Genomic DNA, 18,712 nt, shown 5'->3' on the forward strand with positions numbered 1-18,712 from the left:
CCCACCTCCCGGCTTGCAGGCCGGTCGGATTCGACAGGCACGGAATGGTCCGCAGGGACCATTCCGTGTCCGGTCTCCCCCACCTCCCGGCTTGCAAGCCGGTCGGATTCGACAGGCATGGAATGGTCCGCAGGGACCATTCCATGTCCGGTCTCATCCTATTATTTCAGGGCCTTGTAGCGCAGGCGGCGCGGGCGGGCGGCCTCCTCGCCCAGGCGGGCCTTCTTGTCGGCCTCGTATTCCTGGTAGTTGCCGTCGAAGAACACCACCTGCGAGTCGCCCTCGAAGGCCAGGATGTGGGTGGCGATGCGGTCCAGGAACCAGCGGTCGTGGCTGATCACCAGCACGCAGCCGGCGAATTCCAGCAGCGCGTCCTCCAGGGCGCGCAGGGTTTCCACGTCCAGGTCGTTGGACGGCTCGTCCAGCAGCAGCACGTTGCCGCCCGCGATCAGGGTCTTGGCCAGATGCAGGCGGCCGCGTTCGCCGCCGGAGAGCTTGCCGACGTGCTTGTTCTGGTCCGCGCCCTTGAAGTTGAAGCGGCCCAGGTAGGCGCGCGCGGGCATCTCGAAACGGCCCACGGTGAGCAGGTCGGCGCCGTCGGAGATGGCGTCGAAGACGGTCTTGTCGTCGGGCAGGGAATCGCGCGACTGGTCCACGTAGGCCAGCTTCACGGTCTGGCCCAGGACCACCTCGCCGGCGTCCGGGGTCTCCTGGCCGGCGATCATGCGGAACAGCGTGGATTTCCCCGCGCCGTTGGGGCCGATGATGCCGACGATGGCGCCCGGCGGCACCTTGAAGCTGAGGTCGTCGATCAGCACGCGGTCGCCGAAGGACTTGGAGACGTTGCGGAACTCGATGACCTCGTTGCCCAGGCGCTCGGCCACGGGGATGAAGATTTCCTGGGTCTCGTTGCGCTTCTGGTATTCGTGCGAGGACAGTTCCTCGAAGCGCGCCAGGCGCGCCTTGGCCTTGGCCTGGCGGCCCTTGGGATTCTGCCGCACCCATTCCAGCTCTTTCTTGATGGTGCGCTGGCGGGCGGATTCGGCGGCTTCTTCCTGCTTGAGGCGGTCTTCCTTCTGTTCGAGCCAGGAGCTGTAGTTGCCCTTCCAGGGGATGCCATGGCCGCGGTCCAGTTCCAGGATCCATTCGGCCGCGTTGTCGAGGAAGTAGCGGTCGTGGGTGACGGCGACGACGGTGCCGGGGAACTGGCGCAGGAAGATTTCCAGCCATTCGACCGATTCGGCGTCCAGGTGGTTGGTGGGCTCGTCCAGCAGCAGCATGTCGGGCTTGGACAGCAGCAGGCGGCACAGGGCCACGCGGCGCTTCTCGCCGCCGGACAGGTTGCCGACCACGGCGTCCCAGGGCGGCAGGCGCAGGGCGTCGGCGGCGATTTCCATCTGCGTCTCGATGTCGTCGCTGCCGCTGGTGGCGGCCGCCGCGATGACGGCTTCCAGCTCGGCCTGCTCGGCGGCCAGGGCGTCGAAATCGGCGTCGGGCTCGGCGTAGGCGGCATAGACCTCGTCGAGCCGCTTGCGCGCCTCGAAGACTTCGCCCAGGCCAGCCTCGACGGACTGGCGGACGGTGTGGGCGGGCTCGAGCTGCGGTTCCTGCGGCAGGTAGCCGATGCGCAGGCCCGCCATGGGGACGGCTTCGCCTTCGATGTCCTTGTCGACGCCGGCCATGATCTTCAGAAGGGTGGACTTGCCCGAGCCGTTCAGGCCCAGGACCCCGATCTTGGCGCCGGGGAAGAAGGACAGGGAGATGTCCCGCAGGATCTGGCGTTTGGGCGGCACGATCTTGCCGACCCGGTTCATGGAATAGACGTACTGTGCCATGTCTCGACCGTGTAAGGGCGCAGCGAAGGATTCGGCCGCGCAAAGCTTCGATTGTAGGCCGGACGGGCGGCGGACGGGACGGGGCGGATGGAGGTGCCCCGCAGCCGCCGCGCGGGCCCGGATGCGTCCGCCCGGCGCCCGGGCCGTACAATGCCCCCATCAGCCATCCGCCCCCGTTTCCCGTCATGACCCCTCCCCTCGCATTCACCCCGGCCGAGGCCGACCTGCTGGGCCGCACGGCCGACGCGCTGTGCGCTTATCTGGGCAAGCCCGTGATCGCCGAAATCGTGGCCGAGCCCGGCGAAGGCTACGAATGGGCGCTGTTCGCCCTGCCGCTGGCCCCCGACGACGCGGACGAGGACAAGCCCCGCGTCCAGGCGGGCGGCCCGGGGGCGCGCTTCCTGGGCAGCAGCGGCGGCCTGGACCTGAGCGACGGCCAGCCGGTGGACTGCGAATTCCTCTGGGCCGTCCAGCTGTCGGACCTGGAAGGCGTGCGCTACATCAAGGTGGACGCCCAGGGCGAGGAAGTCGCCTGGACCGACACGCTGACGGACCTGCTGCCCTTCGACCTGCGCGAAGCCGAGGCGCCGGAGGACGAGGGCGAGGAAGCAGACGACGAAGGGGACGAAGAAGAAGACAAGGACGGCGAGGGCCAGGAGGGCGAGGACCCCGGCGGCACCCCCACGGACCGCTGAGCAGCTGGGCGGGCCACCCGGGGCCATCCAGGACGATCATCCAGGACGATCCTCCGGGCCGGCGGGCGGGCCGGCGGCCGCGCCGGGAGGCGAATCCGCCCCGGGCCGCCCGCGCCAATGACCGTCAGGTCGTCACCGGGTGCTTGGCCCGCGCCGCGTCGCGCAGGCGGTCGCGCAGGTACAGCGCCGCGCCCACGGGCCACATGGCGGCCACCAGCAGGCGCGACGCCCAGCGGCTCAGGCGCCGGCCGGCGGGACGCGCCACGCGCTGCGCGCGCAGGTGCAGGCCGAAGCGGGTGTAGCGGATCGCCGCGCCGAAGAACGCGGCCGGCTGGTAGCGGAACCAGTCCAGACAGTATTCCACCGTATCGTGCGCCAGCAGCCACAGGCCCAGCGCGTGGCGGCCGCTGTCGGCCGTGCGCCCCTGGCGCGACAGGCTGTCCTTCTCGTCGTGATACACGCGGAACACCTGGTTGACGAAGCGGGTCAGGTAGCCGGCGCGGGCGATCGCGCGCCAGACCAGGCTTTCGGGCACGAAGCCGGGGATGTCCTCGGGAAAGGGGAACTGGCGCAGCACGTCCGTACGCAGACAGCCGAATTTCTCGCCCCGGACGTGGTAGCGGAAGGTCATGTCCAGCGAAGACACGTCCATCACGTCGCGGGGATACATGTCGCCCACCACGCGGCCGTCGGGCCGCGTGCACAGGCCGGTGATCGCCACGTAGCGCCCGCGCTGGGCAGGCGGGATCTGCTCCCAGACGCCGGCCATGTGGTAGAGGGCGTTGGGATCGAGCTCGTCGTCGCTGTCGATGGCCACCAGCCATTCGCCCTGGGCGTGGCGCACCCCGGTGTTGAAAGCTGTTTTCTTGTGTTGATTGGGTTGCCAGACGTAACGGATCGGAAAGCTGGCTTCCTGCTGCCATCCCTGGACCAGGGTCCGGGTGGCATCCGTCGAGCCGTCGTCCACGACCACCCATTCAAAATCCTGGAAGGACTGTTCCCTCAGCGAGCGGTAGACGCGTTCGAGCGTGTGCGCGCGGTTGTGGGTGGGGGTGACGACGGAAAACAGATGGCGCCAGCAAGCCATGCCGGAAGGTTCCTCCAGTTTCCGATCTGCCCCATGATAGCGGACAAAAAAAACCACGGGCCGTCCGGTCCGTGGTTTCCCTTATGCCGAATTGTATATAAACAATACGGCTGGCCAGCGTCGAACGATCAGACGCGCTTGACCTTTTCGAGCATCTTGAAAACGCCCTTGGGCGCGCGCACGAACAGGCGCTTGAACGCCTTGCCAAGGCAACGGCGCTCCAGCGTGTTGCGCCGCGTGCGTTTGATTTCTGCCATGTGGATCTCCTGGTGTAAGGCGGGCTTGAAGGCCGGGCTTGAAAGCAAAACACGCTATTTTAGCAAAATTTCACCGCTCGCCGGATCGCCCGGATGCGCGCAAGGGGCGCCGGCGGATGCCGGCTCCGCCGCCCCTCGGGTCCCGCGGCCGCCCGCGGGCGCACGCCTTCGATCTACTGGCGCACGCCTTCGATCTCGATCTGCAGGCGCACGGTGTCGGGGATGCCCGGCAGGCCGAACCCCATGCCCCACTGGCTGCGCTTGAGTTCGGTGCGGAAATCGCCGCCGCAGACTTCGCGGTTCAGGCGCTTGTTCTGGTAGCAGTTGAAGCGCACGGCGTTCAGCTTGACCGGGTGGGTCTGCCCCAGCAGGGTCAGGTTGCCTTCCACGGCCCGCACCAGGTCGCCCTCGAAGAGGAAGGCGGTGGACTCGAAACGGGCCTCGGGGTGCTGGTCGGCCTGGAAGAAGTCGCCGCCCAGCAGGTGTTCGTCGAAGCCCTTGGAGCCGGTGCTGATCGACTTCATGTCGACGCGGATCTTCGCCTGGCCCGTCCTGGCCTCGCGGTCGAAGGCGACGTCGCCCTCGACCGTGTCGAAACGGCCGCGCACCGTGGACGTGCCGTTGTGCAGGACCTCGAAATAGACGAAGGTGTGGTCCGCGTCGGTCTTATAGTCGGCCGCCTGGACGAGGACGGGGGCGGCACAGAGCAGGGACAGGGCAAGCAGGCGTTTCATGGCGATTCTCCGGTTTTCCAGAAGGACCGGGACGGGCCCGGCTTCATTCAGTCGATTGTAAGAATGGGACGGCGCCGGCGGGCCCTTCCGCCGTCCCGACTTCTGATGCGGATCAAGCCGGACGGCTTGCGCCGGCCGGGGCGCGGCACCCGTCACATGACCCTACCGCGCGCATCGCAAGGACGCGGCGCGCCGGATTATGATGGCGGGATGAACGCACCCATCCGCATCTTCGGCGCCCGCCAGAACAACCTGAAGAACCTGGATCTGACGATCCGCACCGGGGAACTCCTGGTGGTGACCGGCGTATCCGGATCCGGCAAGAGTTCGCTGGCCTTCGACACCCTCTACGCCGAAGGCCAGCGCCGCTACGTCGAGACGTTCTCGCCCTACGCGCGCCAGTTCCTGGACCGCATGGACAAGCCCCAGGTCGAGCGCATCGAAGGCATCCTGCCGGCCATCGCCATCGACCAGGTCAACCCGGTGCGCAATTCGCGCAGCACGGTGGGCACCATGACGGAGCTCAACGACCACCTGAAGCTGCTTTACGCGCGCGCCGGCCACCTGCATTGCCGCAACTGTGCCCGGCTGGTGAAAAGCGACGACCCCGCCAGCATCCGGCGCCAGCTGGACGGCCTGTGTGCCGCCCGCGATCCCCGTCTGGTCGTCACCTTCCCGGTCTCGGTGCCCGCCAACTTCACCGAGGACGAGGTGCGCGGCTTCCTGGAGCAGCAGGGCTACACGCGCATCCACCGCCAGGACGAGCCGGCGCCCGGCGCCATCGAAGCGCCGGCCGGCAAGCCCGCCGGCGCGCGGCGCAAGGCGGACGCCGCCGGCCGCCGCGTGCTGCACGTCGTGCAGGACCGCTTCCGCCTGGGCAGCGCCGAATCGGCGCGCGTGGACGAGGCCCTGGAAACCGCCCTGCGCCAGGGCAACGGCCGGCTCAGCGTCCACGCCCTGTTCGACGAGGGCGAGGAGGAATGGCGCTTCAGCGCCGGCCTGCACTGCGCGCAGTGCGACATCGACTACGGCGCCCCGCTGCCCAGCACCTTCTCCTTCAACTCGCCGCTGGGCGCCTGCGAGCACTGCCGGGGCTTCGGCCGGGTGATGGGCATCGACTACGGCCTGGTCGTGCCGGACGAAACCCGCAGCCTGCGCGACGGGGCGATCAAGCCCTGGCAGACCGCCAGCTACAAGGAATGCCAGGTCGAGATGGAACGCTACGCGCCCAAGGCGGGCGTGCGCCTGGACGTGCCCTGGCGCGACCTGACGGACGCGGAGCGCGGCTGGGTGATCGGCGGCGCGCCCGACTGGAAGGGCGGGCCGTCCGCCTGGAAGCACCAGTGGTACGGCGCGCAGCGCTTCTTCGACTGGCTGGAATCGCGCGCCTACAAGATGCACGTGCGGGTGCTGCTGTCCAAGTACCGCAGCTACACGCCCTGCCCGCATTGCAAGGGCGCGCGGCTCAAGCCCGACGCCACGCTGTGGCGCCTGGGGCAGGACCGCGAGCCGATCCCCGGCGCGCCGCGTTTCCTGCCGCCGCACGCGCGCTGGACGCCGGAGCAGCTGGCGGCCCTGCCCGGCCTGGGCCTGCACGACCTGATGCGCCTGCCCATCGAGCGGGTGCGCGACTGGTTCGACCGCATCGAACTGGGCCGCTCGCTGGACGACGCCCTGACCGAGCTGCTGGACGAAGTCCGCGCCCGCCTGCGCTTCCTGTGCGACGTGGGCCTGGGCTACCTGTCGCTGGACCGGCAGAGCCGCACCCTCTCGGGCGGCGAGGTCCAGCGCATCAACCTCACCACCGCGCTGGGCACGTCCCTGGTGAACACGCTGTTCGTGCTGGACGAGCCGTCCATCGGCCTGCACCCGCGCGACATCCACCGCATCGTCCAGGTCATGCACCGCCTGCGCGACCACGGCAACACCCTGGTCGTGGTGGAGCACGATCCGCAGGTCATGGTCGCCGCCGACCGCATCCTCGACATCGGCCCCGGGCCGGGCGAGCGCGGCGGGCACATCGTCTTCGACGGCACGCCGGCCGAGCTGGCCGCGGCCGACACGCTGACGGGCCGCTACTTCGGCGGGCGGATGCGCATCGAGGCGCCGCGCCCCCTGCCGGTACAGGACGGCACCCCGCGCCTGCTGCTGCAGGGCGCCCGCGCCAACAACCTGCAGGGCATCGACTTTTCCCTGCCGCTGGGCCGGCTGGTGTGCCTGACCGGCGTGTCCGGCTCGGGCAAGTCCACCCTGGTGCAGGACGTGCTCTATCCCGCGCTGCTGAAGCGCCTGGGCCGCGCCACCGAGGCGCCCGGCGAATACGCCGCCCTGCTGGGCGCGGAACGCATCGCCGACGTGGTGATGGTGGACCAGACGCCCATCGGCAAGACGGCGCGCTCCAACCCCGCCAGCTACGTGGGCGCCTTCGACGCCATCCGCAAGCTGTTCGCCGCCGCGCCCCTGGCGCAGGAACGCGGCTACACGGCCGGCACCTTCAGCTTCAACACCGGCGACGGCCGCTGCCCCGGCTGCGGCGGCACCGGCTTCGAGCACGTGGAAATGCAGTTCCTGTCGGACGTGTACCTGCGCTGCCCGGACTGCGACGGCCGCCGCTTCCGCCCTCAGGTCCTGGAAGTGCGCATCGAGCACCTGGGCCGCAGCGCCTCGATCGACGAGGTCCTGGACATGACCGTGAGCGAGGCGCTGGAGTTCTTCAAGGGCCTGCGCGACGTGCAGTGGGGCCTGGCGCCCCTGGCCGACGTGGGCCTGGAATACGTACGCCTGGGCCAGCCGGTGCCCACCCTGTCGGGCGGCGAGGCCCAGCGCCTGAAGCTGGCCGGCCACCTGGCCGAGGCGGCGCGCTCGCGGGCGCCCCAGGGGGTGCTCAAGGGCAGCCTGCTGCTGTTCGACGAACCCACCACCGGCCTGCACTTCGACGACATCGCCCGCCTGATGCGGGCCTTCCGCAAGCTGCTGGCCGCCGGCCATTCGCTGCTGATCATCGAGCACAACCTGGACGTGATCCGCGCCGCCGACTGGGTCGTGGACCTGGGGCCGGAAGGCGGCGACCAGGGCGGCCGCATCGTCGCCGAGGGCACGCCGGACGACCTGATGCGCCACCCGGATTCGCACACCGGCCGGGCGCTGTCGGACTATGCGCGGCAGGCCGACCATCCGGCCCTGATCCTGCGCGAACCCGCGCCGCGCCTGCCGGCGGCGTCGGCCAGCCCCGACATCCACATCCTCAACGCCCGCGAGCACAACCTGAAAGGCATCGACGTGCACATCCCGCGCGACGCCTTCACGGTCATCACCGGCGTGTCGGGCTCGGGCAAGTCTACCCTGGCCTTCGACATCCTCTTCAACGAAGGCCAGCGGCGCTACCTGGAATCCCTGAACGCCTACGCGCGCGCCATCGTGCAGCCGGCCGGCAAGCCGGACGTGGACGCGATCTACGGCATCCCGCCCACCGTCGCCATCGAGCAGCGCACCAGCCGGGGCGGACGCAAGTCCACCGTCGCCACCATGACGGAGATCCACCACTTCCTGCGCCTGCTGTACGTGCGCCTGGGCACCCAGATGTGCCCGGACTGCGACGTCCCCGTGGCGCCGCAGACGCCGGAGCAGATCGTGGCGCAGCTGCTGCGCGACCACGCGGGCGAGCACGTCGGCCTGCTGGCGCCGCTGGTGGTGGCGCGCAAGGGCTACTACACCGACCTGGCGAAATGGGCGGCCTCGCACGGCCACACCCATCTGCGGGTGGACGGCGAATTCATCCCGGTCAGCCCCTGGCCGCGCCTGGACCGCTACCAGGAGCACACCATCGAGCTGCCGGTGAGCGACCTGATCGTGGACGTGCGCGACGAGGCCGGCCTGCGCGAGGCCGTGCGCGCCGCGCTGGCGCTGGGCCACGGCAGCTTCCGCGTGCTGGCCGGCCTGACCGCGCCCGGCCCGGCCACGATCGAGGCGCGCCGCGCCGCCGGCCTGGCCCCCGATCCGCGCCTGCTGACGTTTTCCATCAAGCGCGCCTGCCCGAACTGCGGCACCAGCTTCCCGGAGCCCGATCCGCGCCTGTTCTCCTACAACTCGCGCCACGGCTGGTGCCCGGGCTGCTACGGCACCGGCCTGCAGCTCACCGGCTTCACCGAGGACCAGACCGGCGAGGAATCCGTCTGGCTGGACGAGGCCACCGGCCTGCCGCAGCCCTGCTCCCAGTGCCAGGGCCAGCGCCTGAACCGCGTGGCGCGGGCCTTCCGCTGGCGCGGCCGCTCGATCGCGGAGCTGGCCTCGATGCCGGTCAGCGACGCCCAGCGCTTCTTCCTCGGCCTGGGCGCCCAGGGGCGCGAGGCCGAGATCGCGCGCGACATCTTCACAGAGATCCGCGGCCGCCTGGACTTCATGATGGACGTGGGGCTGGGCTACCTGGCCCTGGACCGCGCCGCGCCCACCCTGTCGGGCGGCGAGGCCCAGCGCATCCGCCTGGCCGCGCAGCTGGGCTCCAACCTGCAGGGCGTGTGCTACGTGCTGGACGAGCCCACCATCGGCCTGCACCCGCGCGACAACCGCATCCTGCTGGACGCGCTGACCCGGCTGGAAGGCAACGGCAACACCCTGGTGGTGGTCGAGCACGACGAGGACACCATCCGCCGCGCCGGCCACGTGATCGACATCGGCCCGGGCGCCGGCGTGCGCGGCGGCATGGTGGTGGCCCAGGGCACGGTCGAGGACATCGCCCGCAACCCGGCCTCGGTCACCGGACGCTACCTGCGCGAGCCCCTGGTCCACCCCATGAACGGCCGCCGCGCCGTCGAGGCCGGCACGCCCGGCCTGGAGATCGTGGACGCCAGCCTGCACAATCTGCGCCAGGCCAATGCGCGCATCCCCCTGGGCCGGCTGAGCGTCGTCACCGGCGTGTCGGGCTCGGGCAAATCCACCCTGGCGCGCGATGTGCTGCTGGACAACCTCGCCCGCCGCGTCGGCGGCCAGGCGACGGGCTCGTCCTGGCAGGGCTGCCGGACGATCCGCGGCTGGGAGGCCATCGACCGGGTGCTGGAGGTCGACCAGACCCCCATCGGCAAGACGCCCCGGTCCTGCCCGGCCACCTACGTGGGCTTCTGGGACGACATCCGCAAGCTCTACGCCGGCACGCGCGAATCGCGGCTGCGCGGCTGGACGGGTTCGCGCTTCTCCTTCAACACCGGCGACGGCCGCTGCCCGGAATGCGAGGGCCAGGGCATGCGCACCATCGAGATGAGCTTCCTGCCCGACGTGAAGGTGCCATGCGACGCCTGCCACGGCGCGCGCTTCAACCAGGAGACCCTGGGCGTGCAATGGAACGGCCGCAGCGCGGGCGACGTGCTGCGCATGGAAGTCGACGACGCCATCGGCCATTTCTCCGCGCACCGCCGCATCGCCCGCGCCCTGCAGCTGATGCAGGACGTGGGGCTGGGCTACCTGACGCTGGGCCAGCCCTCGCCCACGCTGTCGGGCGGCGAGGCGCAACGCATCAAGCTGGTCACCGAGCTGACCAAGGCCCACCTGGACGAAGGCGTGCTGCGCACCGGCCGCGCCTCGCGCGTCCCGCACACCCTGTACGTGCTGGACGAGCCCACCGTGGGCCTGTCCACGGCGGACGTGGAGAAGCTGATCCGCGTGCTGCACCGGCTGGTGGATGCCGGCCACACCGTGGTGGTCATCGAGCACAACCTGGACGTCATCGCCGAGGCCGACTGGATCGTGGACCTGGGCCCCGAGGGCGGCGACGAAGGCGGCCGCGTGGTGGCCCAGGGCAGCCCCGAGCAGCTCTGCGCGGGCCGCACCCACACCGGGCGCATCCTGGCGGAATTCCTGGCGCCGCGGCGAGCGCCCGGCGCCCTGGAGGCCCGGTGACCCCGCGCGGTTCTCCGGCCGCCGGGCCGGAGCCCTCCACCTGCCTGTTCGAGGACCGGCTGGCCGGCCGCTCGCTGCGGCTGCTCGATCCGGTGGCGCGCATCGCCGTCCACCGCCGCGACGAACTGCCCGCCGCCTGGGACGCCATCGAATCCGCCCGGCGGGCGGGCCATTGGGTGGCCCTGCTGCTGGACTACGAACTGGGCGAATGGCTGGAGCCGGGGGCCGCGGATCCGGCGGACGCCGGCGCGCGCGATGCGCTGCCCCGCCTGACGGCGCTGGTGCACGCCCGCGCGGCATGGGGCGCCTGCAGGGGGGAGGAGGGACCGGACTCGGCGGGCCCGGCGGACCGGACGGATGCAGCGGGCAGGACGGAAAGGCCGGGTTCGGCGGGCGGCGCGGATGGCATGCAAAGACCGGACGGCGGCCGCGTGCCGGACGGTCTGGCCGACGCCCGCGGCCTGCCCTGGCGGCCGGACCCGCGGCCGGGCGTGTCGCGCGCACGCCATGCGCAGGCCATCGAGGCCGTGCGCGCCGGCATCGCCCGGGGCGACTACTACCAGATCAACTACACCCTGCCGCTGCGGCTGGACTGGCCGGCGGGCCTGGACCCCGCGCGGGCCTACGCCTGGCTGGCCGAGCGGCACCCCGTGGCCCACGCCGCCTGCGTGCGCGACGGCGAGCGCTGGGTGCTGTCGCTGTCGCCCGAGCTGTTCGTGGCCCGCGAGGGCGCGCGCCTGCGCGTGCGGCCGATGAAGGGCACCGCCCCGCGCCATGCCGACCCGGCCTGGGACCGGCAGGCCGCCGAGGCCCTGCAGCGCAGCGTCAAGAACCGCGCGGAGAACCTGATGATCGTGGACCTGCTGCGCAACGACCTGGGCCGCATCGCCGTGCCGGGCAGCGTGCGCGTGCCGGCCCTGTTCAGCCTGGAGGCCTACCCCTCGGTCTGGACGCTGACCTCCACCGTGGAGGCCGAGGCGCCGGACGCGCCGCTGGCCGAGGTGCTGCGCGCCCTGTTTCCCTGCGGCTCCGTGACCGGGGCGCCGAAGATCGCCGCCATGCGGGCCATCCGCGCACTGGAGGCGCGCCGCCGCGGCATCTACTGCGGCAGCGTGGGCTGGCTGGCGCCCGACGGGGATTTTTCCCTCAACGTCGCCATCCGCACCATCGAACTGCGCGGCGGCCGGGCCGAGTTCGGCGTGGGCGGCGGCATCGTATACGATTCCCGGGCCGCCGAGGAATGGGAGGAATGCCTGTGGAAAGCCCGCGTCCTGAATCCGGAATGAACCTTACGGCCGCAGACCCGGCCGTCCCTCCTGCGAACCTCCACCCGTCCGCGCCCCCCGCGGCCGCAAATCTGCCCGAACCCTCCGCGGCCGCAGACCTGCCCATCCTCCCCGCGGCCGAGATCCGGCGGATCGCCCCCGATCTGATCGAGACCATGCGCCTGGAGCGGGACCGCATCGCGCTCTGGCCCGGCCACCGCGCGCGGCTGCTGGCCTCGGCCCGGGCCCTGGGCTACCCCCTGGACGCATCCGCCCTGGACGGCTGGCTGGCCGCGCGGATCCAGGCGCTGGCGCTCGAAGGGCGGCGGGCCCGGCCACCAGAAGCGGGCGATCCGGCGGCCGAGGCCCCGGCAGCGATCGATGCCCCGGCGGATGCGCCGGGCACCGCCCGCCGCCTGCGCCTGCTGCTGGCGGCCGATGGCCGGCTGTCCCTGGAATCCGCGCCGCTGCCGCCGACTCCCGAGCCCGTGCGCATCGCCCTGGCGGCGGACGTCCTGGGACCGGACGCCGTGCTGGCCGCCGGCGATCCCTGGCTGCGGCACAAGACCACCCACCGCCCCCGCTTCGCGGCGGCGCAGCGCTGGCTGCACACCCATCCGGACCACTTCGACCTGATCTTCGGCAACGCCGCCGGGGACCTGTGCGAAGGCAGCCGCAGCACCGTCTACGTGCGGGACGCGGCCGGCGCCTGGCTGACCCCGCCCCTGGCCAGCGGCCTGCTGCCCGGCGTGCGCCGCCAGGCCCTGCTGGACGCGGGCCTCGCGCGCGAAGCCCGCCTGAGCCTCGCCGACCTGCGCCAGGCTCGGGCGCTGCGGGTGTCGAACGCCCTGCGCGGCTGGCTGGAGGCCAGAATCGTCACACCCGCGTGAATAGCGCCGGGAAAAACTGATAGGCTGCCTTTCCAGAACCGCTCGACGACGACGGAAGGAAGCCGGCATGGGAAATCCGCACTATCGATCCACGCATGCCCAAAGGCTTGCCGGAAAAATTGAAGGTCCGGATAATGAGGCCATGGAACCCCGTCTCCAGGCCCTCGAAACCGCCATGATCTCGACGAACGAACAGTTCGGCGGAATCCGGGTGCGCCTCGACAAGGTCGAAGAACGTCTGGACAAGGTCGAGAAACGCCTGGACAGGATCGAGGAACGTCTGGACAGGGTCGAAGAACGTCTGGAAAAGGTCGAGGAACGCCTCGACAAGGTCGAAGAACGTCTGGACAAGATCGAGGAACGCCTGGACAAGGTCGAACACCGGCTGCAGAAGGTCGAAGAACACCTGATCCGGCATTCCGTCCTCCTGGAGCACACCGCGACGCGCGCGGACATCCTCGAAGCGCTCAATACTCAGACCAAATGGGTCATCGGCGCCGGTTTCGGACTCATGACGCTCGGCGTGGCCATCAGCAAGCTATTCTGACGCCACCCTATTTCGCCGGACGGTCCTTTGCATCCTGCGCCAGCCCCTGGCGCACGGCCCAGTCGGCCGCCGCCATGCCCATGGTGGCGGTGATCGCCACGGCGGAGCCGTAGCCCGCGCAGGACAGGCCCTGCGGCGCCGCGAGCGGCGCAGGCATGGGTGCGGACACGGCGCCCGGCGCGCCCGCCGGCGCCCCGGCCCCGCTGTCCGGGCCGGCACCGGCCGGCCCGGCGGCGGTCCGCTGCCAGGCCGCGGGCAGCACGACCGGCTGGTCGAACCACAGGCAGTGCACCCCCATGCGCGGCACCCGGCGGCGCGGCTTGCCGCCTGCCGCCCCGCCCTTGGGGTAGCCGTGGCGCTGGCGCAGTTCCTGGCGCACCCTGCCAAGCAGGGCGTCGTGCGTGGCGAGGGAAAGATCCCCCGCCCGCAGGGCCAGCGGGTCGGTCTTGCCGCCCGCCCCGCCGCACACCAGCACCGGCCAGCCCGCCGCGCGCGCGCGCAGGATCATGGCGATCTTGGCCGCCACCTGGTCGGTGCAATCCAGCAGCACGCCGGCGGGCCCCGAGAGGATGGCGTCCACGTTGCCGAGGCCGACGAAGTCGTCGATGCATTCGACGCGGCACGCCGGGTTGATGTCGCCGATGCGTTCCGCCATGGCGGCGACCTTGGCCCGCCCCAGCGTGCTGCCCAGGGCATGGACCTGGCGGTTGATGTTGGACTCGGCCACGTGGTCCAGGTCCACCAGCGTCAGCGCGCCCACGCCCGAGCGGGCCAGGGCTTCGGCGCACCAGGCGCCCACGCCGCCGATGCCGGCCACCACCACGCGCAGCCGCGCCAGCGCCAGCCGGGCACCGTCGCCGTACAGGCGGTCGAGGCCGCCGAAACGGCGCGCGGCGTCCGCATCGGCATCGGTGGAATCGGCAGGCAGGGCAACGGACATCACGGCGGCGAAAAAGGGAAAGGAAAAAAGGGGAAGCCGAAAAGACGGAACAGGGGAACCGGACTCGGGAACCGGACTCGGGAACCGGACGGGAGAATCCCCCATTTTAGCCGGGCCGCGGCCCGCCCCGCCGCGCAAGTCCTCTACAATACCGATTGTTTCTTTTCCAACGCCGCCCGCCCCCCGTGAACACGCCCGCCGTCCGCGCCAGCCAGCTTCCGCCCCCGCCGGAAGCCTTCCGCCTGCGCGACGCGGCCTGGCACCGGGCGTCCATCGGGCAGGCCCTGCGGCACTGGGACGGCCGCTCCGACCTGTGGGTCTTCGGCTACGGATCGCTCATTTGGCGGCCCGAATTCGATCACCTGGAAGCCCGCCGCGCGCGCATCCACGGCTACCACCGCGCCCTGTGCCTGTGGTCGCGCATCAACCGCGGCACGCCCGAGCGGCCCGGCCTGGTGTTCGGCCTGGACCTGGGCGGCTCCTGCGAAGGCACCGCCTACCGCATCGCCGGGCCGCGGGTCCCGGAGATCCTGGGCGCCCTGTGGGAGCGCGAGATGCCCAGCGCATCCTACATCCCGCGCTGGCTGAACTGCCACACGGCCGCCGGTCCGGTCCCGGGCCTGGTGTTCACCATGGACCGCCGCGACGCGGGCTACGTGACGGGCCTGTCCCTCGACCGGATCGTCGCCATCGTGCGCCAGGGGCACGGGCGCTACGGCCCCTGCACCGAATACGTGCTGCAAACCGCCGACGCCCTGGACGCCGCCGGCATCACCGACCGCCGGCTGCGCGCCATCGCGCGCACCCTGCGCCGCACCCCCTGACGCCCTTTCACCCCACCCAGACGCCATGTCCATCGCCGATATCCGCCAGACCTACCAGAAATTCGAGCTGCTCGAATCCGCCGCCGCCGCCGACCCCTACACCCAGTTCGACCAGTGGTTCCAGCAGGCCCTGCACAGCGAGGTCCGCGAGCCGACCGCCATGACCCTGGCGACGACCGACACGGCCGGCCGCCCCTCGGCGCGCATCGTGCTGCTCAAGGACTTCGACGCCCGCGGCTTCGTGTTCTACACCAACTATCAGTCCCGCAAGGGCCTGGAGCTGGCCGCCAATCCCCAGGCCGCGCTGCTGTTCTTCTGGCCCGAGCTGGAACGCCAGGTGCGCATCGAAGGCCCCGTCAGCCCCGTCTCGGCGGCCGAGTCGGACGCCTACTACGCCAGCCGCCCCCTGGGCTCGCGCATCGGCGCCTGGGCCTCGCCCCAGAGCCGGCCGATCACGCACGAGGCCCTGGCCGGGCGCGTGGCCGAACTGACCCGGGAACTGGGCGACGATCCGGCCCGCCCGCCCCACTGGGGCGGCTACCGGCTGGAGGCGACCCGGGTCGAATTCTGGCAGGGCCGCCCTTCGCGCCTGCACGACCGGCTGGTCTACGCCCGCGACGCCGAAGGCGACTGGGCGCTCGGCCGCATCGCGCCCTGAAATCCCCATGCGCTCGCAGCCTACGCCCGCCGATTTCCCGGCCCTGTTCTTCCGCTCGGCCCTGGGCCGGTTCCCCACCGGGGTCACCGTGATCACGGCGGAGCACCCCGAGACCGGCGCCCCCCTGGGGCTGACGATCAGCTCCTTCAGCTCGGTCTCGCTGGAGCCGCCGATGGTGCTGTGGACGCTGACGCACACGGCCGCCTCGCTGGCGGCCTTCCGCGCGCTGGACCGCTACGTCATCCACGTGCTGTCGGCCGGCCAGGTGGACCTGGCGCGCCGCTTCGCGCGGGGTCCGCAAGCGGAACGCTTCAGCGGCCTGGAACTGGAACGCGCGCCCAACGGCACCCTGATGCTGGCCGACAGCCGCTGCGCCGCCTGGTTCGAGTGCCACAACACCCAGCGCCACGAGGCCGGCGACCACACGATCTTCGTCGGCCAGGTGGAACACTGCCACCGCCAGCTGCTCTCGCCGCTGATCTACCACGCGGGCGACTTCGAGCTGACGCCGGGCAGCGAACCCCTGTCCCGCAACTGAATCCACTCCCGCTTCCTCCCGGCGAACGGGCCGACATCGCGCACCGTCTCCCATCCACGCCATGCACAACTACATCCTGACCCTCGCCTGCCCCGACCGCATGGGCATCGTCCACACCGTCAGCGGCTGGCTGCTGACGCACCACGGCAACATCGTCCATGCCCAGCAGTTCGGCGATCCGGATTCGACGCACTTCTTCCTGCGCGTCCACTTCGCCCTGCCCGCCGCCGAGCCGGTCGAAGCCCTGGCCGCCGATTTCGCCGGCATCGCCGAACGCTTCGAGATGCAGTGCCAGTTCCACGACGCGGCCCGCAAGGCCCGGCTGCTGGTGCTGGTCAGCCGCCAGGGGCACTGCCTGAACGACCTGCTGTTCCGGGTGAGCGGCGGACAGATGCCCGCCGAGGTGGCCGCCGTGGTCTCGAACCATCCGGATTTCCGCGCGCTGGCCGAATCCCACGGCCTGCCCTTCCACCACCTGCCGGTGACGGCCGGCACCCGCGCCGCGCAGGAGGCGCGGATCCTGGAACTGGTCGAGCGCGAACGGGTGGACCTGGTGGTGCTGGCGCGCTACATGCAGATCCTGTCGCCGGCGTTGTGCCGCGCCCTGCAGGGCCGCGCCATCAACATCCACCACAGTTTCCTGCCCGGCTTCAAGGGCGCGCGGCCCTACTACCAGGCGCACGCGCGCGGCGTGAAGCTGATCGGCGCGACGGCCCACTACGTGACCGAGGATCTGGACGAAGGCCCCATCATCGAACAGGACATCGAACGCGTGGACCACGCCATGGGCCCCGCCGACCTGACGCGCATCGGCAGCGACATCGAATCCGTGGTGCTGTCGCGCGCCGTGCGCTGGCACGTCGAGCACCGCATCCTGCTGAACGGCCGGCGCACGGTGGTGTTCCGCTGAGGGGTGTTCCGCCGAGCCCCGCCGGGCGGGCCTCCCGGCGGCCGCGGGGCGGCGCGCGGCCGGCCCGGCTCAGGCCTTGCCGGACGGCACTTCCAGCTCGAACAGGCTGGTCGCCTCGACTTCCAGCACCTGGATGCCGTCCTGGTTGAACAGGCGCCAGGTCCAGCGGATGATGCCCAGGTCCTCGCGCGTGGACGACACGCGCTTGGAATCCACCGTGGCCTCCAGGCGCAGCTGGTCGCCCGGGCGCACCGGGTGCATCCAGCGCAGACGATCCAGGCCCGGCGAGCCGAACGATTCGGAATCGTGCAGGGCGGATTCCACGGCCATGCGCATGGCCAGGCCACAGGTCATCCAGCCGCTGGCGATCAGGCCGCCCCAGCGGCCCTGGCGGGCGCGCTCGGGATCGACGTGGAACCACTGGGGGTCGTAGGCGCGGGAAAAGGCCAGCATCTCGGCCTCGTTCACGGTGACCGGACCGTGATGGACCACTACGCCGGGTTCAAATTCCTTGAATTTCATGGCAGCCGCCCGATTGAAAGAAGGCCCCAATATAATCGACTTTATCGGCGGCGTTTCTGTGATGAAATAAAATGCCTTTCCAGTGCTATCTTATTTCAAATTAGGCACTATAATACATTAAGTCAACGCTGAAGCCGGTCGGCACGGGCCATCCGCCCCAGGCCGGCCCCTCCCCCGTCCCATGCGCGACAGTCCCGAAAACGAAACCTCACGCCATGCCTTCCTGGTCGCCCTGGGCGAGCGCGTGCGCGCCTTGCGGGCGCGCCGGGGGCTCACCCGCAAGGCGACGGCGCTCGCCTCCAACGTGTCCGAGCGCCACCTCGCCAATCTCGAAAGCGGCGTGGGCAACGTCTCCATCCTGGTCCTGCTGCAGATCTCGCAGGCGCTGCGCTGCACGCTGGCCGAACTCATCGGCGACGTGACCACGTCCAGCCCGGAATGGCTGCTGATCCGCGAACTGCTCGAATCCAAGGACGAGACCGTCCTGCGCAACGTGCGCATCGCCATCGGCGAACTGCTGGGCACGGGCGGCGAAAACGCCCAGCGCAGCTCCCGGATCGCCCTGATCGGCCTGCGGGGCGCGGGCAAGTCGACGCTGGGCAAGATGCTGGCCAGCGACCTGGGCTTCTCGTTCGTCGAGCTGAGCCGGGAAATCGAGAAATTCGCTGGCTGCAGCGTGGCCGAGATCCAGTCGCTCTACGGCATGAACGCCTACCGCCGCTACGAACGCCGCGCGCTGGAAGAAGCCCTGCAGATCTATTCCGAAGCCGTGATCGCCACGCCGGGCGGCCTGGTGTCCGAGCCCTCGACCTTCAACCTGCTGCTGTCCTACTGCACCACCGTCTGGCTGAAGGCCACGCCCGAGGACCACATGAAGCGGGTGATCGCCCAGGGCGACCTGCGCCCCATGTCGGCCAATCCCGAGGCGATGCAGGACCTGAAGAACATCCTGGCGGGGCGGGCAGCGTTCTATTCCAAGGCCGAATTCCACATCAACACCAGCGAACAGCCCCTGCGCCAGACCTTCCAGCTCCTGCGCCAGACCGTCCGCACGGCCATCGACCCCCATCTCCTGGCCACGCCGCTCTGAGGCGGCGCGGGAGGCGCGCAAGCGCCCGGGA

Annotated in this window: 16 protein-coding genes; 10 read left to right on the forward strand and 6 right to left on the reverse strand. The window is 70.8% G+C overall.

Annotation, left to right across the window (positions count from 1 at the left end; genetic code table 11):
- Window positions 1-161: 161 nt before the first annotated feature.
- The gene (gene ettA, locus HNR28_RS06295; protein WP_151024875.1) at window positions 162-1,835 is read right to left on the reverse strand and encodes an energy-dependent translational throttle protein EttA; all 1,674 of its coding nucleotides are present in this window, start codon (window positions 1,833-1,835) and stop codon (window positions 162-164) included.
- Window positions 1,836-2,020: 185 nt separating this feature from the next.
- Between ettA and HNR28_RS06300 the strand changes: the two genes are divergently transcribed.
- The gene (locus HNR28_RS06300; protein WP_151024876.1) at window positions 2,021-2,530 is read left to right on the forward strand and encodes a hypothetical protein; all 510 of its coding nucleotides are present in this window, start codon (window positions 2,021-2,023) and stop codon (window positions 2,528-2,530) included.
- Between the two features lie 124 nt (window positions 2,531-2,654).
- On the opposite strand, the gene HNR28_RS06305 is transcribed toward HNR28_RS06300, so the two are convergent.
- The 3 genes from HNR28_RS06305 to HNR28_RS06310 form a co-directional block, all read right to left on the reverse strand.
- Window positions 2,655-3,617, reverse strand: coding sequence for a glycosyltransferase family 2 protein (locus HNR28_RS06305; protein ID WP_043684075.1), 963 nt, complete (start codon window positions 3,615-3,617; stop codon window positions 2,655-2,657).
- Window positions 3,618-3,745: 128 nt separating this feature from the next.
- Window positions 3,746-3,874, reverse strand: a complete 129-nt coding sequence (locus tag HNR28_RS18670) for a hypothetical protein (protein ID WP_003803595.1) — start codon at window positions 3,872-3,874, stop codon at window positions 3,746-3,748.
- 173 nt (window positions 3,875-4,047) lie between these two features.
- Window positions 4,048-4,608: a YceI family protein gene (locus HNR28_RS06310; RefSeq protein ID WP_151024877.1), complete on the reverse strand. Its 561-nt coding sequence runs from the start codon at window positions 4,606-4,608 to the stop codon at window positions 4,048-4,050.
- Between the two features lie 210 nt (window positions 4,609-4,818).
- On the opposite strand from HNR28_RS06310, the gene uvrA reads away from it, so the two are divergent.
- The 4 genes from uvrA (at window position 4,819) to HNR28_RS18115 (ending at window position 13,199) form a co-directional block, all read left to right on the forward strand.
- Window positions 4,819-10,497: an excinuclease ABC subunit UvrA gene (uvrA, locus tag HNR28_RS06315; RefSeq protein WP_184142607.1), complete on the forward strand. Its 5,679-nt coding sequence runs from the start codon at window positions 4,819-4,821 to the stop codon at window positions 10,495-10,497.
- Window positions 10,494-11,783, forward strand: a complete 1,290-nt coding sequence (gene pabB, locus HNR28_RS06325; RefSeq protein WP_249043923.1) for an aminodeoxychorismate synthase component I — start codon at window positions 10,494-10,496, stop codon at window positions 11,781-11,783. Before uvrA ends, pabB begins: the two co-directional genes overlap by 4 nt.
- Window positions 11,784-11,938: 155 nt before the next feature.
- A complete protein-coding gene (locus HNR28_RS06330) occupies window positions 11,939-12,652 on the forward strand; it encodes an aminotransferase class IV (protein WP_221291618.1) in 714 nt (237 codons plus the stop codon).
- Between the two features lie 142 nt (window positions 12,653-12,794).
- Window positions 12,795-13,199: a coiled-coil domain-containing protein gene (locus HNR28_RS18115; protein ID WP_151025529.1), complete on the forward strand. Its 405-nt coding sequence runs from the start codon at window positions 12,795-12,797 to the stop codon at window positions 13,197-13,199.
- 7 nt (window positions 13,200-13,206) lie between these two features.
- Here the strand turns inward: HNR28_RS18115 and HNR28_RS06340 are convergent, their stop codons facing one another.
- Window positions 13,207-14,139, reverse strand: coding sequence for a tRNA threonylcarbamoyladenosine dehydratase (locus HNR28_RS06340; RefSeq protein WP_184142610.1), 933 nt, complete (start codon window positions 14,137-14,139; stop codon window positions 13,207-13,209).
- 185 nt (window positions 14,140-14,324) lie between these two features.
- On the opposite strand from HNR28_RS06340, the gene HNR28_RS06345 reads away from it, so the two are divergent.
- The 4 genes from HNR28_RS06345 (at window position 14,325) to purU (ending at window position 17,069) form a co-directional block, all read left to right on the forward strand.
- Window positions 14,325-14,963, forward strand: a complete 639-nt coding sequence (locus HNR28_RS06345; RefSeq protein ID WP_151025498.1) for a gamma-glutamylcyclotransferase — start codon at window positions 14,325-14,327, stop codon at window positions 14,961-14,963.
- Between the two features lie 25 nt (window positions 14,964-14,988).
- Complete coding sequence (gene pdxH, locus HNR28_RS06350; protein ID WP_043684079.1) at window positions 14,989-15,621, forward strand: pyridoxamine 5'-phosphate oxidase; 633 nt, start codon at window positions 14,989-14,991, stop codon at window positions 15,619-15,621.
- A gap of 7 nt (window positions 15,622-15,628) precedes the next feature.
- Window positions 15,629-16,159 carry a flavin reductase family protein gene (locus HNR28_RS06355; RefSeq protein WP_151025497.1) on the forward strand — a complete coding sequence of 177 codons (531 nt, stop codon included), beginning with the start codon at window positions 15,629-15,631 and terminating at the stop codon, window positions 16,157-16,159.
- Window positions 16,160-16,220: 61 nt separating this feature from the next.
- Complete coding sequence (gene purU, locus HNR28_RS06360; protein WP_151025496.1) at window positions 16,221-17,069, forward strand: formyltetrahydrofolate deformylase; 849 nt, start codon at window positions 16,221-16,223, stop codon at window positions 17,067-17,069.
- A gap of 69 nt (window positions 17,070-17,138) precedes the next feature.
- Here the strand turns inward: purU and HNR28_RS06365 are convergent, their stop codons facing one another.
- Window positions 17,139-17,591 (reverse strand): MaoC family dehydratase, encoded by a 453-nt coding sequence (locus tag HNR28_RS06365; RefSeq protein ID WP_043684084.1) that lies wholly within the window; start codon window positions 17,589-17,591, stop codon window positions 17,139-17,141.
- Between the two features lie 181 nt (window positions 17,592-17,772).
- Between HNR28_RS06365 and HNR28_RS06370 the strand changes: the two genes are divergently transcribed.
- Entirely contained in the window at window positions 17,773-18,681 is a 909-nt protein-coding gene (locus tag HNR28_RS06370) for a helix-turn-helix transcriptional regulator (RefSeq protein WP_151025495.1), read from the forward strand.
- Window positions 18,682-18,712 lie beyond the last annotated feature (31 nt).

Origin of the sequence: Castellaniella defragrans (genome assembly GCF_014203015.1) — a bacterium.
GTDB lineage: Bacteria > Pseudomonadota > Gammaproteobacteria > Burkholderiales > Burkholderiaceae_B > Castellaniella > Castellaniella defragrans.

What these genes read in the sequence shown, in the direction of transcription:
- ettA (WP_151024875.1), bottom strand. Translation starts at nt 1,835, where the DNA reads ATGGCACAGTACGTCTATTCCATGAACCGGGTCGGCAAGATCGTGCCG.
- HNR28_RS06300 (WP_151024876.1), top strand. Translation starts at nt 2,021, where the DNA reads ATGACCCCTCCCCTCGCATTCACCCCGGCCGAGGCCGACCTGCTGGGC.
- HNR28_RS06305 (WP_043684075.1), bottom strand. Translation starts at nt 3,617, where the DNA reads ATGGCTTGCTGGCGCCATCTGTTTTCCGTCGTCACCCCCACCCACAAC.
- HNR28_RS18670 (WP_003803595.1), bottom strand. Translation starts at nt 3,874, where the DNA reads ATGGCAGAAATCAAACGCACGCGGCGCAACACGCTGGAGCGCCGTTGC.
- HNR28_RS06310 (WP_151024877.1), bottom strand. Translation starts at nt 4,608, where the DNA reads ATGAAACGCCTGCTTGCCCTGTCCCTGCTCTGTGCCGCCCCCGTCCTC.
- uvrA (WP_184142607.1), top strand. Translation starts at nt 4,819, where the DNA reads ATGAACGCACCCATCCGCATCTTCGGCGCCCGCCAGAACAACCTGAAG.
- HNR28_RS06330 (WP_221291618.1), top strand. Translation starts at nt 11,939, where the DNA reads ATGCGCCTGGAGCGGGACCGCATCGCGCTCTGGCCCGGCCACCGCGCG.
- HNR28_RS18115 (WP_151025529.1), top strand. Translation starts at nt 12,795, where the DNA reads ATGGAACCCCGTCTCCAGGCCCTCGAAACCGCCATGATCTCGACGAAC.
- HNR28_RS06340 (WP_184142610.1), bottom strand. Translation starts at nt 14,139, where the DNA reads ATGTCCGTTGCCCTGCCTGCCGATTCCACCGATGCCGATGCGGACGCC.
- pdxH (WP_043684079.1), top strand. Translation starts at nt 14,989, where the DNA reads ATGTCCATCGCCGATATCCGCCAGACCTACCAGAAATTCGAGCTGCTC.
- HNR28_RS06355 (WP_151025497.1), top strand. Translation starts at nt 15,629, where the DNA reads ATGCGCTCGCAGCCTACGCCCGCCGATTTCCCGGCCCTGTTCTTCCGC.
- purU (WP_151025496.1), top strand. Translation starts at nt 16,221, where the DNA reads ATGCACAACTACATCCTGACCCTCGCCTGCCCCGACCGCATGGGCATC.
- HNR28_RS06365 (WP_043684084.1), bottom strand. Translation starts at nt 17,591, where the DNA reads ATGAAATTCAAGGAATTTGAACCCGGCGTAGTGGTCCATCACGGTCCG.
- HNR28_RS06370 (WP_151025495.1), top strand. Translation starts at nt 17,773, where the DNA reads ATGCGCGACAGTCCCGAAAACGAAACCTCACGCCATGCCTTCCTGGTC.